This window comes from Occultella gossypii (assembly GCF_019947135.1).
GTDB classification, from domain to species: Bacteria; Actinomycetota; Actinomycetes; order Actinomycetales; family Beutenbergiaceae; genus Occultella; species Occultella gossypii.
Genome location: NZ_JAGSHT010000005.1, coordinates 288510 through 305324 on the forward strand (window position 1 = coordinate 288510; position 16815 = coordinate 305324).

Annotated in this window: 11 protein-coding genes and 3 tRNA genes; 4 read left to right on the forward strand and 10 right to left on the reverse strand. The window is 68.4% G+C overall.

The genetic code is table 11. From position 1 onward, the window contains the following. Nucleotides 1–4 precede the first annotated feature (4 nt). The 7 genes from narI to KCQ71_RS06100 form a co-directional block, all read right to left on the reverse strand. Nucleotides 5–742, reverse strand: coding sequence for a respiratory nitrate reductase subunit gamma (gene narI / locus KCQ71_RS06070; protein ID WP_223403882.1), 738 nt, complete (start codon nucleotides 740–742; stop codon nucleotides 5–7). Further along, entirely contained in the window at nucleotides 739–1410 is a 672-nt protein-coding gene (gene narJ, locus KCQ71_RS06075) for a nitrate reductase molybdenum cofactor assembly chaperone (protein WP_223403884.1), read from the reverse strand. The genes narI and narJ overlap by 4 nt, the downstream gene beginning before the upstream one ends. Beyond that, entirely contained in the window at nucleotides 1407–3092 is a 1686-nt protein-coding gene (narH, locus tag KCQ71_RS06080) for a nitrate reductase subunit beta (RefSeq protein ID WP_223403886.1), read from the reverse strand. Before narH ends, narJ begins: the two co-directional genes overlap by 4 nt. Further along, nucleotides 3092–6838: a nitrate reductase subunit alpha gene (locus tag KCQ71_RS06085; protein ID WP_223403887.1), complete on the reverse strand. Its 3747-nt coding sequence runs from the start codon at nucleotides 6836–6838 to the stop codon at nucleotides 3092–3094. The genes narH and KCQ71_RS06085 overlap by 1 nt, the downstream gene beginning before the upstream one ends. After that, on the reverse strand, nucleotides 6835–8091 hold the full coding sequence (locus KCQ71_RS06090; protein WP_223403889.1) for an MFS transporter: 1257 nt from the start codon (nucleotides 8089–8091) through the stop codon (nucleotides 6835–6837). The genes KCQ71_RS06085 and KCQ71_RS06090 overlap by 4 nt, the downstream gene beginning before the upstream one ends. A 134-nt stretch (nucleotides 8092–8225) precedes the next feature. Next, nucleotides 8226–9791 carry a hypothetical protein gene (locus KCQ71_RS06095; RefSeq protein WP_223403891.1) on the reverse strand — a complete coding sequence of 522 codons (1566 nt, stop codon included), beginning with the start codon at nucleotides 9789–9791 and terminating at the stop codon, nucleotides 8226–8228. Between the two features lie 179 nt (nucleotides 9792–9970). Continuing rightward, on the reverse strand, nucleotides 9971–10972 hold the full coding sequence (locus tag KCQ71_RS06100) for a LacI family DNA-binding transcriptional regulator (RefSeq protein WP_223403893.1): 1002 nt from the start codon (nucleotides 10970–10972) through the stop codon (nucleotides 9971–9973). 382 nt (nucleotides 10973–11354) lie between these two features. Here KCQ71_RS06100 and KCQ71_RS06105 point away from each other — a divergent pair, with 382 nt between their 5' ends. From KCQ71_RS06105 to KCQ71_RS06120, 4 genes are all read left to right on the forward strand, one after another. Beyond that, nucleotides 11355–13019 (forward strand): ABC transporter substrate-binding protein, encoded by a 1665-nt coding sequence (locus KCQ71_RS06105; RefSeq protein ID WP_223403895.1) that lies wholly within the window; start codon nucleotides 11355–11357, stop codon nucleotides 13017–13019. 79 nt (nucleotides 13020–13098) lie between these two features. Further along, nucleotides 13099–14139: an ABC transporter permease gene (locus KCQ71_RS06110; RefSeq protein ID WP_223403897.1), complete on the forward strand. Its 1041-nt coding sequence runs from the start codon at nucleotides 13099–13101 to the stop codon at nucleotides 14137–14139. An 80-nt stretch (nucleotides 14140–14219) separates the two neighbouring features. Next, a complete protein-coding gene (locus KCQ71_RS06115) occupies nucleotides 14220–15071 on the forward strand; it encodes a carbohydrate ABC transporter permease (RefSeq protein ID WP_372453936.1) in 852 nt (283 codons plus the stop codon). Between the two features lie 42 nt (nucleotides 15072–15113). Continuing rightward, complete coding sequence (locus tag KCQ71_RS06120; protein WP_223403899.1) at nucleotides 15114–16319, forward strand: endo-1,4-beta-xylanase; 1206 nt, start codon at nucleotides 15114–15116, stop codon at nucleotides 16317–16319. 145 nt (nucleotides 16320–16464) lie between these two features. Here the strand turns inward: KCQ71_RS06120 and KCQ71_RS06125 are convergent. From KCQ71_RS06125 to KCQ71_RS06135, 3 genes are all read right to left on the reverse strand, one after another. After that, nucleotides 16465–16536: transfer RNA gene (locus KCQ71_RS06125), tRNA-Val, on the reverse strand. Nucleotides 16537–16544: 8 nt separating this feature from the next. Beyond that, a tRNA-Cys gene (locus KCQ71_RS06130) sits at nucleotides 16545–16615 on the reverse strand. Nucleotides 16616–16654: 39 nt separating this feature from the next. Continuing rightward, a tRNA-Gly gene (locus KCQ71_RS06135) sits at nucleotides 16655–16727 on the reverse strand. Nucleotides 16728–16815: the final 88 nt, after the last annotated feature.

Below are 16815 nucleotides of genomic sequence, written 5' to 3' on the forward strand. Positions count from 1 at the left end.
GTGGTCAGCGGCGCGGGGAGTCCACCCGGTCCCACCCGCGCGGCTGGCTGCGCGACCCGAGGCGGTCACTGCGGGAGCGGTACACCACGTACGGGCGCCACAGGTAGAACAGCGGGACGCTGAACACGTGCACGAGCCGGGTGAACGGCCACATCGCGAACAGCGCCATCGCCGTCATCGCGTGCAGCTGGAAGCCCAGCGGCGCCTGCGCCATCAGCTCCGGCTTCGGCTGCAAGTAGAAGATGCTGCGCCACCACTCCGAGACCCCGGTGCGGTAGTTGTAGTGGCCGCCAAGGTTCAGCACGCCGCCGGCGACCGTGTTCCACAGGCCCAGCGCGATGACGAGAGCGAGCGCGACGTACATCGCCTTGTCCATCCTGGTGGTCGCCCGGAACACCGGGCCGGTGGTGCGGCGGCGGTAGATCAGCAGCACCAGGCCGACGAGGGTGCAGAAGCCGGCGATCCCGCCGACCGCGATCGCGAGGAAGTGGTAGAGCTCCTCGGACATTCCGATCGCGTCGGTCCAGTTCTTCGGGATCACCAGGCCCATCACGTGGCCGAGGAACACGAACAGGATGCCGAAGTGGAACAGCGGGCTGCCCCAGCGCAGCAGCCGGTCCTCGTAGAGCTGGGAGGAGCGGGTGGTCCACCCGAACTTGTCGTAGCGGTAGCGCCAGATGTGCCCGACGACGAAGATCGCCAGCGCCACGTACGGCACGATCACCCAGAGCAGCGTGGTCATCGACTCTCTCCCATGTAGGACGGTGGAGCGAACGGTTCCAGGCCGACCTCCTCCTCGGGCGGCCCGGCCGCGATGAGGGTGGCGATGGCCTTCTCCTCCTCGCCGGCGAGCGGCGGGAGGGTGCCGCAGACGGCGGTGAGCGCGCCCGCGTAGGGCGAGCCGGCGTCCCGCAGGGCGACCCGGAGCACCTCGAGGCCGGCACGGTGCTTGAGCAGGAGCTCACGGCCCCAGGCCAGGTCGGTGGTGGCGGCGAACTCGAGCACCACGCACAGGTGGTCGGGCAGCTCGTCGTCGGAGAGCTCGAGCCCGCTCTGCCGGTAGGCGGACTTGAAGTCGAGCATCGCCATGCCGCGCTTGCGGGTGTCCCCGAACGCGTAATAGGTCAGGTAGAGGGCCCGGCGGCGGTCCAGGTCGAACGTGCGCACGTACTCGGCGCCGATCGCCTGCTCGTCGCCCCCTGGAGCTTGGCTGAGATGGTCGACGAGGCCGCCGAGGTCGCTGCGGGCCGGCTCGGGCAGGGTGGCGACGGCGGCGGCGAGGGCCGGGAGCCGGTCGGTCAGGTTCGCGTCGGGGTACTCGAGCAGGAACGCGGCGACGCGGTAGATGAGGGCGTTGGTGCCCTCGCCGGCCCGGGGCCGGTCCCGGCGGAGGGTGAGCAGCTGCTTCATGACCGCTTCTCGCCGTCGGCTGGTTCGTTGCTGTCCCGGCGCTCCGGGAACAGTCCCGACGGGCTGCCGTTGCCGTCCCAGTTGAGCAGGTTCACCCGGGCGGCCTTGTCCGACGGGTCGGTGCCGAAGTCGGAGCGCTGCCGCGACTTCAGGGCCGCGAAGTTCTCCACCGCGAGCGGCGTCTGCGAACCCGACCCCTCGCCGAACGGGCCGGAACCACCCATGCCCGGTCCGCCGTCGTAGTCCAGGGAGCATTCCGTGGCGAGCTCCTCCAGCCCGTGCGCCTGCTCGGCGTGCGTGGGCGGGATGACGTACCGCTCGTCGTACTTGGCCAACGCCAGCAGCCGGTACATGCCGCGGATGTCGGCGCCGGTCATCCCCACGGCGGTGGCGACGGACTCCTCGGGCTCGCGGCCCATGTTGATCTCGCGCATGTAGGAGCGCATCGCGGCCAGGCGGCGGAGCACGTTCGTGACCGGCACGGGGTCCCCGGCGGTGAACAGCTCGGCGAGGTATTCGACCGGGATCCGCAGGGTGTCGATCGCGGCGAACAGGTTGCCCGGGTCCTCGGCGTCCTCGCCGGTCTCGGCGACCACGTCGACCACGGGAGACAGCGGCGGGATGTACCAGACCATCGGCATGGTCCGGTACTCGGGGTGCAGCGGCAGCGCCACCTCGTAGTCGTTGATGAGCGACCAGATGGGGGAGCGCTGGGCGGCGAGCACCCAGTCGTGGGCGATCCCGGCCGCCTCGGCGGCGCGGACCACCTCCGGGTCGTGGGGGTCGAGGAAGCAGTCCCGTTGCGCGCGCAGGAGGTCCTTCTCGTCCGGGACCGACGCCGCGGCGAGGACCCGGTCGGCGTCGTAGAGGACCAGGCCGATGTAGCGCAGCCGGCCCACGCAGGTCTCCGCGCACACGGTCGGCAGGCCGACCTCGATGCGCGGGAAGCAGAACGTGCACTTCTCCGCCTTGCCGGTGCGGTGGTTGAAGTAGACCTTCTTGTACGGGCATCCGGTGACGCACTTGCGCCAGCCGCGGCAGGCGTCCTGGTCCACCAGGACGATGCCGTCCTCCTCGCGCTTGTAGATCGCACCGGAGGGGCAGGAGGCGGCGCACGCGGGGTTCAGGCAGTGCTCGCAGATGCGCGGCAGGTAGAACATGAAGGTCTGCTCGAACTCGAGCTTGACCTTGTCCGAGACCTTCGCCAGCACCGGGTCACCGGGCACGATCTCGGTGGAGCCGGCCAGGTTGTCGTCCCAGTTGGCGCTCCAGCTGATGTTCATGTCCTTGCCGGACAGCAGCGACTTCGGTCGGGCGACCGGGGTGTGCTGCTGGGCGGGGGCGGTGGTGAGGGACTCGTAGTCGTAGGTCCACGGCTCGTAGTAGTCGCTCATCGAGGGCATCTTCGGGCTGGCGAAGATCGTCGCGAGGTTCTTCAGGCGGCCGCCGGCCTTGAGCTTGAGCCGACCCCGCTTGGTGAGGGTCCAGCCGCCCTGCCAGGTGTCCTGGTCCTGGTAGGTACGGGGGTAGCCCTGACCCGGGCGGGTCTCCACGTTGTTGAACCAGACGTACTCGGTGCCGGACCGGTTCGTCCATGCCTGCTTGCAGGTGACCGAACAGGTGTGGCAGCCGATGCACTTGTCCAGGTTCATCACCATCGCCATCTGTGCCATGACGCGCATCAGTACTGCACCTCCTGGGAACGACGGCGGATCAGCGTGACCTCGTCGCGCTGGTTGCCGGTGGGGCCGATGTAGTTGAACGCGTAGGACAGCTGCGCGTATCCGCCCACGAGGTGCGTGGGTTTCATCATGATCCGGGTGAGCGAGTTGTGGATGCCGCCGCGTTTGCCGGATTTCTCCGACAGTGGCACGTCGATGAGCCGGTCCTGCGCATGGTGCATGTACACGGTGCCCTCCGGCATCCGGTGGGAGACGATCGCTCGGGCCACGACCACGCCGTTGCGGTTCACGCACTCGATCCAGTCGTTGTCCGCGACGCCGATCTTGGCCGCGTCGAGGTTGGACATCCAGACCGCCGGGCCGCCGCGGGACAGGCTCAGCATGAGCAGGTTGTCCTGGTACTCGGAGTGGATCGACCACTTGTTGTGCGGAGTGAGATACCTGACCGCGATCGTGGTGCCCGCGCCGCCCTCACCGCTGGCGCCGACGGGCGTCTCCCCGAACAGCATCGCCATGTTCAGCGGCGGTCGGTAGATCGGCATGTTCTCCCCGATCTCGGTCATCCAGTCATGGTCGAGATAGAACGACTGCCGGCCGCTGAGCGTGTGCCAGGGCTTGAGCCGCTCGACGTTGATCGTGAACGCCGAGTACCGGCGGCCGCCGCTCTCCGAACCGGACCACTCCGGCGAGGTGATCACGGGGGTGGGGGCCGCCTGGGTGTCCGCGAACCGGATCCGCTTGCCCTCGTGCTCGGCAGCCAGGTCGGCCATCGGCTGGCCGGTGCGCTGCTCCAGGGTGCGGAAGCCGGCGGTGGCCAGGTGCCCGTTCGTGGTCCCGGACAGGGACAGGATGAACTCGCAGACCTGGCGGTCCTGCTCGAGGGCTGGCCGGCCCTGCGCCACGCCGCCCAGCGCCTCGCCGTTCAGGTCCCGCAGGAGGTCCACCTCGTGGGCCAGGTCGAACGTGATCCCCTTCGTGGTGGCACCGAGTTCGGCCAGGAGCGGTCCGGCCGAGCGCATCTTGTCCGCGATCGCGGTGTAGTCCCGTTCGACGACGACGAGCTTCGGCATGGTCTTGCCGGGGATCGGTTCGCACTCCCCGAACTTCCAGTCCTTGACGATGCCCGACGGCGTCGCGAGCGCGTCCGGGGTGTCGTGCGTGAGCGGGACGGCCACGAGGTCCTTGCGGGTGCCGAGGTGCGCGCGGGCCTGCTTGGAGAACTCCGCGGCGATGTTGTGGAACGCCTCGAAGTCGGTGCGGGCCTGCCACGGTGGGGCGATCGCGGGGTTGAACGAGTTCACGTACGGGTGCATGTCCGTGCTGGAGAGGTCGTACTTCTCGTACCAGGTGGCGGCCGGCAGCACGATGTCGGAGAAGATCGTGGTGGAGGTCATCCGGAAGTCGAGGGTGAACAGCAGGTCGAGCTTGCCGGCGGGTGCCTCGTCGCGCCAGCGCACGTCCCGTGGGCGCTTGTCCGGTGGCGTCTCGGTTGCGTTGACGGAGTGGTCGGTGCCGAGCAGGTGCCGCAGGAAGTACTCGTCGCCCTTGGCCGAGCTGCCGAGCAGGTTCGAGCGCCAGATGCCCAGCACCCGGGGAAAGTTCTCGGGTGCGTCCGGGTCCTCCGCGGCGAACCGGAGCTCCCCGCTCTTGAGCTGGGCCGGGACGTAGGTGCCGACGTCCTGCCCGGCAGCCTCGGCGTCGTCGACGACCTGCAGCGAGCTGCGGTCGAAGGTGGGGTAGGACGGGGACCAGCCGAGCCGGGCGGACTGGGCGAGGATGTCCGCCGTCGCCATGCCGGCCCAGCGGCCGCCCGGGCGGCCGGACAGTTCGTCGGCGGTGAAGGCGTCGTAGCGGAACTGGTCGGTGTGCAGGAACCAGTACGCCGTCTGGATCATGTGCCGCGGCGGCCGGGACCAGTCCAGGGCGTTCGCGTACTGGTTGAACCCGGTCAGCGGACGCACCTTCTCCTGGCCCACGTAGTGGGCCCAGCCGCCGCCGTTGCGACCCTGGGACCCAGTGATCGTGGTGAGGGTGAGGAAGGCCCGGTAGATGGCGTCGGAGTGGAACCAGTGGTTCGTCCCGGCGCCCATCAGGATCATCGAGCGGCCCTTGGACTCCTCCGCGTTCGCGGCGAACTCCCGGCCGATCTTCGCGGCCTTCTTCGCGGGCACGCCGGTGATGGCCTCCTGCCACGCGGGCGTACACGGTGAAGTGGCGTCGTCGTAGCCGGTGGGCCATTGGCCGGGTAGGCCGTCGCGGCCGACTCCGTACTGGGCGAGCAGGAGGTCGAAGACCGTGGTGACCAGGTGTGCGCCGACCCGGCGCACCGGGACCCCACGCACGATCGCAGCGGCGGCGCCGTCGGGGGTGTCGAAGCGGGGCAGCGTGACCGGCACGGCGTCCGGGACCGCGCCTGGCCCGGCTGCCGCGCCCGTGGAAGCCGCGTCGGCGACGCTCAGCGAGGGGGTGACGCCCTCCAGGTCGAGGTTCCACTTGCCGGCGCCCGCCTCCCCGAAGCGGAAGCCGAGGGACCCGTTCGGGATCACCGGGGCGCCGGTGGACTCCTCCAGGACCACGGTCTTGAACTCGTCGTGCTCACCCCGGCCGAGCGTGCTCGGCGGTAGATCCGCGGCGGTGAGGAACTTCCCGGGAACGTAACCCTCGCCGTCGGGCTCGAGCCGGATCAGGAACGGGAGGTCGGTGTACGTGCGTGCGTAGTCGACGAAGTACGGTGTGTGCCGGTCGACGAAGAACTCCTTGAGCACCACGTGGCCCATCGCCATCGCCAGGGCGCCGTCCGTGCCCGGCACCGGGGCGAGCCACTCGTCGGCGAACTTGACGTTGTCCGCGTAGTCGGGGGCGACGGCGATGACCTTCTGGCCCCGGTAGCGGGCCTCGACCATCCAGTGTGCGTCCGGGGTACGGGTCACCGGGACGTTCGAGCCCCACATGATGAGGTAGCCGGCGTCCCACCAGTCGCCGGACTCCGGCACGTCGGTCTGGTCCCCGAACACCTGCGGCGAGGCCACCGGGAGGTCGGCGTACCAGTCGTAGAAGGACAGCATCGCGCCGCCGATGAGGGAGTAGAACCGGGACCCGACGCCGTGGGAGACCATCGACATCGCCGGAATCGGGGAGAACCCGGCGATCCGGTCCGGACCGTGGTCGGCGATGGTTGCCACGTGCGCGGCGGAGATCATCTCGACCGCCTCGCCCCAGCCGGCTCGGACCAGGCCGCCCTTGCCACGTGCGGCCTTGTACCGCTTGGACCGCTCCGGGTCGCCGGTGATGTCCCGCCAGGCGAGGACCGGGTCACCGAGGCGGGCCTTCGCCTCCCGGTACATCTCGAGCAGGACGCCGCGCACGTACGGGTAGCGGACCCGGGTGGGGGAGTAGGTGTACCAGGAGAACGCGGCGCCGCGCGGGCAGCCCCGCGGCTCGTAGTCGGGGCGGTCCGGGCCGGCGCTGGGATAGTCGGTCTGCTGCGCCTCCCAGGTGATGATGCCGTCCTTGACGTACACCTTCCAGGAGCAGGATCCGGTGCAGTTGACCCCGTGCGTGGACCGGACCACCTTGTCGTGCGACCAGCGGTCGCGGTAGAAGGTGTCCGCGTCCCGCCCGCCCTTCTGGTGCAACGTGCGCAGGTCTGCGGAGACCTCCTTGGGCTTGAAGAACCGCCGGGCCTTGAGCAGGCCCTCCACGATCCCGGAGTCCAGCCCGGGTGGTGGCGTCTGCTGTGTGGTCATGACGGGTTCCCTCCGGTGGCTGCTGCTGGGTCTGCGGCGTCGGTGGCGGCCGCGGCTTCGCCGCGGCGCAGGGCGGCCTTGCGGACCGGACCCCAGGTGAAGGCGGCCATGCCGAAGGCGACGAGGGCGAGCAGGATGTACCCGACCGTGTAGCTGCCGAGTGCGTCATAGGTGGCGCCCATCACGAGTGGCGGCACGAACCCACCGAGGCCGCCGGCCGCGCCGACCACGCCGGTGACGGACCCGACCTTGTTCGGCGGAGCGACCTGCCCGACGAGTGCGAACGTGGCGCCGGACGCGGCGCCGAGGGTGGCGGCCATGCCGAGGAACGCGGCCGTCGGGATCGGCACCAGCGGCAGGCCGATCGCGTCGATGGCCGCGAACACCCCGGTGGCCGCGAAGCTCACGAGCAGCACCTTGATCGCGCCGATCCGGTCCGACAGCGCGCCGCCGATCGGCCGGGCGACCACGGCCAGGATGACGAACACGGCCGTGCGGAACGAGGCATCGGTCCCGGTGAGCCCGTAGGCGTTCACCAGGTAGGTGGGTAGGTACACGCTGAAGGCGACGAACCCACCGAAACCGAGTGCGTACAGGGCCGCCAGCTGCCAGGTGACAGCGAGCTTCATCGTCGAAGCCGTGTTGGCGACGAACGAGCCCGCGGGCTTGGGCCGGTCCGGGGACTCCCGGAGCATCAGGTAGCTCACCACGGAGTACCCGGCCAGGATCGCGCTGACCAGCACGAACGGCGCCTGCCTGCCGAAGGAGTCGGCGAGCGGCACTGTCGTGAACGCCGAGACCGCGGTGCCGGCGGTGCCCATCCCGAAGATCCCCAGCGCGGCGCCGCGCTTGCTGACCCGGTACCAGGAGGACACGAACGGTACCCCGATCGCGAACGAGGTGCCGCCGAGCCCGAGGAAGAACCCGCCGAGCAGCATCATCGGGAACGAGTCCGCCACGAAGGCGATGAACAACACCGGGATGATGGTCAGCACGCTCACGAGCGGGAACATGAGCTTGGCGCCGAACCGGTCGGTCAGCGCCCCGATCGGGATCCGGCCGAGCGATCCGACGAGCACCGGAGTCGCCACCAGCGCCGACTGCTGGAAGCCCGTGAGGTCGAGCCGTGCTCCGTAGTCACCCCCGAGCGGGGAGATCAGCGACCACGCCCAGAAGTTGACGCCGAATCCGATCGTGGCCAGGACCAGCATCATGGTCGCCCTCGACCGCTGGCCCCGTTCCAGGGGCGTCATGGCCCCGCCTGCTGTGTTCGATCCGGACATCGTCTCCGCCGTTCTGACGCCGTGCGATCAACCTCCCGAAGAACCTAGCAAGGGCCGCAAGGGGGCGCCCGTGATAAATCACGGACGCCCCCGTGCGGATGGTGTCAGGGGAGCCGGTCCGCGAGCTGGGCCTCGTACAGCGACTCCGGGATCAGGCCGGCGCTGTCGGTGCCCTCGATCCAGCCCTCGGGGTGTGGGTACGGGCCGTCACCGGTGACGATGCCGAAGCACCCGATCGCGTAGTTCTGGCCGGTGGGTGGGCGCTGGACGACCAGCTGGGAGCCGGCCGTGTCCGTGTTCCAGGCCACCGAGTGCACCGCGGACCAGCCGTGCCCGGTGCCCCAGTCGCCCCGGTTGTAGAGGCCGATGGTGCGCTCGCTGTTCGGGTCGATCTCGGTGTGGTTGTCGAACAGCAGACCTTGGCTCCACTGCCGGTGTCCCTCGCTCGAGGTGTGCGAGCCGGTCGCGGTGGTCCGGTGGAACACCACTCCGGAGACCGAGCTGGTCCCGTTCGAGACGAATGCGTGCCGGGACTCGCTGGCGTGGCAGTCGGTGAACAGCACCTGCTGCGAGTTGCGCTCCACGTTGAAGTTGTAGCGCATGCTCCCCGTGATCTCGGAGACCGGGTCCAGCGCGTGGCAGGAGACGACCGTGGCCCGGGTGGTGGTGCCGGTGACGATGCCGGACTGGCTGAAGTGCAGCACGGTGCACCTGCGTACCCAGGCGTCCTCGGCCTGGCGGATCCGGATGGCGTGCTTGGCGTGGGACCCGGCCGCCGTGGTCGGGCCGTCGTAGGCGACGTCCACCCGCAGGTCCTCGATGCCGACCTCGGTGACGCGACGCGCCTGGTCCCAGACGTAGACGTAACTCTGGGACAAGGACCGGTCGAGGGTGGTGAACAGCGGCACGTCGACGCTCACCCGGTTGCCTGCGATGGCGGTGATGTACCGGTTGTAGACGATCGGGAGCTGTCCCGGCGTCCACGGTGCGTCGGTTCCGGTGCCGCCGCCGTCGACGGAGTCGATCCACTCCTGCGTACACGGGTGGGTGATGATGATGTTGTCGCCGACATTCAGGGCGGAGGCGTCCGCCACCGTGAAGGCGTCGTCGGCCACCCGCACGAGGTCGCTGACGAGATCGGTGCGGGTGCCGGGCACCTCGCCGTCCCAGTTGCCGTTGTCGCCGATGACGATGGCGCTGCGCTCCGGGTCCCCACCCTGTGGCCTGATGATCGTGTTCGTCGCAGGATCCGCCCCGTCGCCGACACCCCGGATCACGACGCCGCTATAGGGCTGGTCGATGGTGCGGCTCACCGGATACATGCCGGCCTGGAGCAGGAGGGCACCGCGGAAGCCGTCCTCGCCGACGGGCAGGGCACCGACCACCGCGATGGCGGCCTCGATGTGGTCGTGGTTGTCCGCGCCACCGGGCAACGGGGCGACCGAATGGACCACTGGGACGTCGGGAATCTCCCGGCCGCCGCGGTGATAGCCGGAATGCCCGAAGTCCGGCAGCCGGTGCCCGTCACGGCGGGGGTAGACGAGGCCGCCCCGCCCGTTGACGCGGACCAGGACGGAGTTCCAGGTTCCGGCGGGGGAGCGCCGCGAGCGTGCGGTTGATGCGGCCGGCCCGGTCCCGGCATACGCGGCGGTCGCTGTCGATGCGCCCACCGCACCCATCGTGGCTGCGCCCAGTAGGAATCCTCGACGTGAGATCTGCACAACTTCCTCCTTGAAGCTCGGTGAACCCGAATGATGGTGTGCCGGCATGGGGCTTCCACCACCGATTGCCACAAGTTGTCGCGCAACTGGGTATGCGCTTTCCGAGGCGGCGGGAGCCGAGGATGCGATCAGCGCGCGCGCGTTGACCCGCGGACCACCAGCGAGACCGGGACCACGATGTGCTCGGCTGGTCCCGGGTCCCCTGCGATGCGCCGAGCGAGCAGCCGCATGGCCGTGTGGGCCACGCCGCGATGGTCGGGGTCCACCGACGTCAAGCCTGGACTGAGGTAGTCCGACGTGGCGATGTTGTCGAAACCCGCGACCTGGATGTCCTGGGGGATACGGCAGCCATGCCCGGTCAGGGCCGACATGGCACCGAGGGCCACCACGTCGGTGACGGCGAAGACGGCGTCGAACCGGACACCGTCTCGCAGGAGCCTGCGAACCGCCTCGCGGGCGTCGTGCATCGAGAAATCCGGCAGCGGCACGATGAGGCGGGGATCCGCAACGATCCCGGCGTCCGAGTGCGCGGCCTCCCAACCGGCCCGGCGTGACGAGGCGATCCCCAGGTCGGGCGCGGTGGAGCCGCCGAGCACCACGATGTTGCGCGCCCCGCCGTCGATCATGTGCGCGGTGGCCAGCCGGGCACCGTCCTCGTTGGCGAGCATGACGTGGTCGACCGTCGCGGGCATCTCCCGCTCGCTTAGCACGACGAGCGGCACGCGCGACTGGGCCCGCGCGATGTCCTCGCGGTCGAGACCGACCGTCGACAGCAGGACACCATCGAACATCTGCAGACGCGTCAGGGAGATGGCTTCCCGCTCGTTCTCGGTGCGTGCTGCGGTCCGTTCCAGCACGAGATGGCGTCGACCGGCCTCCACCTCGACCGCGATCTCGTCCGCGAGGCCACTGAAGTAGTCGTGGAAACTGGGCGCGATGAACGCGATCGTGTCGGTCCGTCCGATACGAAGGTGACGGGCGCGCAGGTTGACCTCGTACCCCAGTTCCTCCGCGACCGCGAGGATCCTCGCCCGCGTTTGCTCGGCGACCCGTCCGCGGTTGCGCAACGCGTTCGAGACCGTTGCGACCGTGACGCCGGTGCGCTCGGCGATGTCGTTCAAGGTGACCACGGTTCATGCTCCCAGATACGTGATTCCACGGTCTCCGCCACCCCCCTGCAACCGGCGCCAGGACACGTCCTGACAGTTAACACCGTCCGCCCGAAAGTTTCGGAGCGAGGACTCCTGAGCGGGGCAATGGCCTCCGAGGTGAATAGATCTGCTTAATCGTTAGTGCACGTTCTCCCGTGGTCTCTTGACGTCGCCTCACGGGCGGTTCTACTCTCTGGAAAGTATCGGGTAGGAGATCGCAAGTTGCGTCGCTCACTCGGACCGAGGGCCCGCCGCCGAGGGCGGTCCTCGGTGGTTCCAAGCCCTTATCGGAACCCGATCGGCAGGCTCATGACCGGTCCGGCTCACGTAGCCCGGACCACGACTCGATGGAGAGATGGACATGGCAGCAACGGCAACAACATTGCGGCGACGGCGTCCAGGTGCGCTCGTCGCCGCGGCACTCGCCGCCACGCTCGGGCTCGTCGCCTGTAGCAGCGGGGACTCCGGCGAGCCCGACGCCGACGGCGCGGCCGAACTCGAATGCTCGACCGAGAGTGTCGCGAACGAACAGTGGCGGGCTGCCGAGCCCGTGACCTTCTCGATGCTCTGGACGGACTGGCCGGAGACGCCGGTCACCGAGCAGTGGCAGCTGTTCGATGAGATCGAGCGACGGACGAACGTGACCCTCGAGCTCACGAACATCCCGTTCAGCGACGCGGTGGAGAAGCGCAGCCTGCTGATCAGCGCGGGCGACGCGCCCCAGATCATCCCGCTCATCTACACGGGGGACGAGCGGCAGTTCGCGGCATCGGGTGCCGTGGTCCCACTCAGTGACTACGTCGACTACATGCCCAACTTCAGTCATTACGTCGAGGAGTGGGAACTGGGGGAGATGCTTGACAACCTCCGACAGGATGACGGCAGGTACTACATGACGCCGGGTCTGCAGGAGGTGTCGGTGCCGGTGTTCAGCCTGATCATCCGCAAGGACATCTTCGACGAGGTCGGGGCGCCCGTACCGGAGACGTGGGAGGACCTCCAGGCCGGACTCGAGCTGATCAAGGAGCAGTATCCGGACAGCCTCCCGCTGGCTGACGGCTTCGAAGGTGCGTCGATGCTGAACTACGCGAGCCACGCCTTCGGGACGGTCGCCGGCTGGGGATTCGGCAATGGGATGTGGTTCGACGAGGATGCCGGGGAGTTCGTGTACGCCCCGACAACCGACGGCTACCGCAGCATGGTCGAGTACTTCCGCGGGCTGGCCGCCGATGGGCTGCTGGACACCGAATCGTTCACCGAGGCCAACGATGGCATGGGGACCGTGACCGAGAAGTTCGCCAATGAGACCGTGTTCGCAGCCTCCGGCGCATCCGGCACGGTGCAGGAGTTCGCCACTGCCCTCGACGCGGCGGGCGTGACGGACTACGAACTGGTGCAGATCGCGCCGCCCGGCGGTGAAGCGGGCCAGGTCGTGGAGCCACGCAACTTCTGGAACGGTTTCATGCTGACCGCCGACGCGGTGGAGGACCCGAACTTCTGCGACATGCTGCACTTCGTGGACTGGCTCTACTACAACCCTGAGGCCCGCGAGATGCTGCAGTGGGGGATCGAGGACGAGACCTACACGACGGCTGACGACGGCACGATCTCCCTGATGCCGGACTACACCCTGGGAGCGTACAACCTCAACCCCGAGGGCACGATCGACATCCAGACCGACCTCGGCTTCGCGAGCAACGTCCTCGCCGGGTCGACGGAGTCCAGGACGCTCAAGGAGTCCTACAACCAGCCACAGTTCGTCGAGTACATCGACACGGTCCTGTCCACCCGGACCCCCCGTGATCCGTTCCCACGGGCACCCCTGACGGAGGCCGAGCTCGAGCAGGCGTCGCTGCTCGGGACACCGCTGCAGGACAGCGTGGACACCGCGACGCTCGAGTTCATCCTCGGTCGCCGGGACATGAGCGAGTGGGACTCGTTCCTCACCGAGATCGAGTCACAGGGTCTGTCGACCTATGTCGACCTGGTCAACGGCGCCCGGGAACGGGCCGCGGACCAGGACTGAACCGGTGACTCAGCCCTTGGCGGGCCGGCGGCGTACCCGCCGGCCCGCGGGGGTCGACCCGCTCACGAAGGAGTGACCCTTGAGCGCAGCATCCGTACCGAGCCGCACCCGTACCGCCGAGCCCGCGGTGATCCCGGGACCGAACGCACCGGCCCGCTCCTCCCACACCGGCGGCCGCGCCTCGTCCGACCGGCGCGGCCGGCGACCGCCGTCACCGAAGGTCCCGTGGCGCAAGGCGCTACGGCGTGACTGGGCGTTGTACGTCATGGCACTCGTGCCCGTCGCCTTCCTCCTGCTGTTCCGTTACGTCCCGATGCTGGGCAACGTCATCGCGTTCCGACGCTTCCGGCCCGGCGGCAGCATCTTCGGAGACGAGTGGGTGGGCCTTCGCTACGTCGAGATGTTCGTCAGCGACCCCAACTTCTGGATGGTCTTCCGGAATACGGCGATATTGGGCTTCTTGACCCTGCTCGTGTGTTTCCCGCTGCCGATCGTGCTGGCCCTGATGCTCAACGAGGTGCGCACCCGAGCGTTCAAGCGCACCGTCCAGTCGATCTCCTACCTGCCGCACTTCCTGTCGGTGGTGATCGTGGTGGGGATGGCGATGCAGTTGCTGTCGCTGCAGGGCACGGTGAATCAGGTCATCGAGTCGTTCGGCGGTGAGGCGGTCGCGTTCCTGCAGCGTGCGGAGTGGTTCCGGACCGTGTATGTCGGGTCCGAGGTCTGGCAGACGCTCGGCTGGGGAACGATCCTCTATCTCGCCGCGCTCACCACGGTGGACGCCTCTCTCTACGAGGCGGCGCGGATCGATGGCGCGAACCGGTGGCGCCAGACCTGGCACGTGACGCTTCCGGGCATCAGGCCGACCATGGTCACGCTGCTGATCCTGAACATCGGACTGTTCCTCAACGTCGGGTTCGAGAAGGTGCTGCTGCTCTACAACCCGCTGACCTACTCCACTGCGGACGTGATCTCGACGTACCTCTACCGAGTCGGGCTGGTGGCCAACAACTTCAGTTACGCGACGGCGATCGGACTGTTCCAGGCAGTCATCGGTCTGGCGATGATTCTCGCCGCGAACCTCGTCTCGCGCCGAGCGGTAGGAGCAAGCCTGTGGTGACTCAGAGTGCCCTGACCAAGACCACCCTTGGGACACGTTCGGGGCGGCCCGTCGGCCCGCGTGACACTCGGGGATACCGGGTGTTCACGTGGGTCAACGGCACCCTGCTGGTGCTGTTGTGCGCGGCGATGCTCTATCCGTTCGTCACCGTGCTCGCACAGTCGTTCAGTAGCGCGGGCGCGGTGAAGGCAGGACTGGTGAACCTCTGGCCTGTCGGCTTCAACCTCGACACCTACGGCGCGGTCATACAGAACAGCCACTTCTGGAGCTCGTATCGCAACACCGTCGTCTACACCCTGGTCGGGACGGCGATCGCGATGGCTCTGACGACTCCGTACGCATACGTGCTCGCCAAGCAGCACCTGCGTGGCCGCACGGTACTCATCGGAATCGCCGTCGCGACGATGTTCTTCAACGGGGGACTGATCCCGAACTACGTGTTGATCTCCACGCTCGGCATGACCAACACGATGTGGGCCCTGGTGCTCCCCGGAGCGATCTCGGTCTTCAACCTGCTGGTGATGAAGTCCTTCTTCGAGAACCTGCCCCGCGAGCTGGAGGAGGCGGCCCAGATCGACGGGCTGGGCTGGTTCGGCATCTTCGGACGCATCGTCCTACCGCTGTCGAAAGCCGTGGTCGCCACCATGGTGCTCTTCTACTCGGTGGCGATCTGGAACGACTGGTTCCCGGCCTTCCTCTATCTCGACAAGCAGGAACTGTTCCCCGTCACGCTCTTCCTGCGGAACCTGATCGCCGGTGCCTCGTCGGCGGCGTCGGAGGGTGCGGCAGCCGCAGGATCGACGACCGAGGCCATCTCCGCGAACATCCAGGCCGTCACCATGGTGCTGACCCTTGTCCCGATCCTGTGCGTCTACCCGTTCGTCCAGCGCTACTTCGTCTCCGGGGTCATGCTCGGCTCCGTCAAGGGCTAGCGCCTCCCCGGTACGTCATCCGTCCTACTCCCTGGAGGCCCCATGTCCCTCGACCACAGACGCGTGACCTCCACGGTCCAGGTCACCGACCGGGCCGGCGCGCCCCTGGACCATCGCGAGGTCACCGTGCGTCAGCTGCGGCACGCGTTCGAGTTCGGCTGCGCCGGCTTCGACATCGCACAGCAGTCGGATGAGTACCGCGCCAGGTGGCTCGATGTCTTCGACACCGCGACGCTCCCGTTCTACTGGGGCCGGTACGAGCCGGTGCGTGGTCGGACCGGACGTGACGAGCTCCTGCGTGACGCGCGCTGGTTCGCCGATCATGGGGTTCGTCTCAAGGGGCATCCGCTCGTGTGGCACACCGTGAAGGCGGCGTGGCTCGACGCGCTTCCGCTCGACGAGGCGGAGCAGCTGCTGCGTCGCCGGATCCGCAGGGAGGTCGCGGACTTCGCGGGCCTGATCGATGCCTGGGACGCCATCAACGAGGTGGTCATCATGCCCAGGTTCACGAACGAGCCCGACGGCGTCCCCAACGCGATCACCCGGCTGTGCGCTCGACTTGGCCGGGTGGAGATGGTGCGTCTTGCCGTCACCGAGGCCGGTGGCCACGCTGAGGGGCCACCACGCCTGATCCTCAATGACTTCGATCTCGGCCCGGAGTACGAGGAACTCATCGAGGGCGTTCTCGAGGCGGGCATCCCGATCGCCGCGATCGGGTTGCAGTCCCACATGCACAAGGGCTTTCGAGGTGAGGAAGCGCTCGATTCGGTGTGTGAACGGTTCGCGCGGTTCGGCCTGCCGTTGCACTGGACGGAGACCACACTCGTCTCCGGTGACCCGATGCCCGGGCACATCGAGGACCTCAATGACTTCGTCGTCGATGCCTGGCCGAGCACGTCCGAGGGTGAGGCCCGTCAGGCCGAGGAGATCGTGCGGCACTACCGGACCCTGGTGGCGCATCCGGCCGTGGCGTCGATCACGTACTGGGGGCTCGGCGATGCCGGCGCGTGGCTCAACGCCCCCGCCGGACTGCTTCGAGCGGACGAGTCGGCCAAACCCGCGTACCGCGCGCTCAGGGACCTGGTCCGCGGACAGTGGTGGCTTCCGGAGACGACGATGGGTACCGATGCGGATGGGCGCATCGCGGTCGCGGGTTTCGCCGGAACCTACGAGGTGGCCTCCGGCCGGGCGGCTGGAGAGTTCCCGTTGAGCGGCACCGACTCCCACGTGACCGTCGCCTTGGACTGACCCGGCCCGCCGTCGGGGGCCGGCGCGTCGAGCAGGCCGGGCCCCTTGCGCCGCTTGGTCGGCACGCCCGGGCCTCACCGGCCACCATGGCAGCAGGCCCGTCCGGATCACTCCGAACGGGCCTGCTGACCTGCGACTTCTCTTGTGGGCGATACTGGGATCGAACCAGTGACCTCTTCCGTGTCAGGGAAGCGCGCTACCGCTGCGCCAATCGCCCGGGCTGCGAGGTGGGTACGGGATTCGAACCCGTGTATACGGCTTTGCAGGCCGCTGCCTCGCCTCTCGGCCAACCCACCGGTGGTACTTTCATGGGACCCACCGGAGTGGTGCCTCCGAGCGGACGACGGGACTCGAACCCGCGACCCTCACCTTGGCAAGGTGATGCTCTACCAACTGAGCCACGTCCGCATGCTCGCTTCTCCCACCCGAAAGTGGTTTCTGCGTGCGTCGGAGACTCTAACCCAGTCCCGGGCCGAACGTCCAACCGGTCCCACCT

Bases quoted from the DNA above. Each gene is read 5' to 3' on its own strand.
- narJ (WP_223403884.1), bottom strand. From the start codon at position 1,410: ATGAAGCAGCTGCTCACCCTCCGCCGGGACCGGCCCCGGGCCGGCGAG.
- KCQ71_RS06090 (WP_223403889.1), bottom strand. From the start codon at position 8,091: ATGACGCCCCTGGAACGGGGCCAGCGGTCGAGGGCGACCATGATGCTG.
- KCQ71_RS06105 (WP_223403895.1), top strand. From the start codon at position 11,355: ATGGCAGCAACGGCAACAACATTGCGGCGACGGCGTCCAGGTGCGCTC.
- narI (WP_223403882.1), bottom strand. From the start codon at position 742: ATGACCACGCTGCTCTGGGTGATCGTGCCGTACGTGGCGCTGGCGATC.
- KCQ71_RS06085 (WP_223403887.1), bottom strand. From the start codon at position 6,838: ATGACCACACAGCAGACGCCACCACCCGGGCTGGACTCCGGGATCGTG.
- narH (WP_223403886.1), bottom strand. From the start codon at position 3,092: ATGCGCGTCATGGCACAGATGGCGATGGTGATGAACCTGGACAAGTGC.
- KCQ71_RS06120 (WP_223403899.1), top strand. From the start codon at position 15,114: ATGTCCCTCGACCACAGACGCGTGACCTCCACGGTCCAGGTCACCGAC.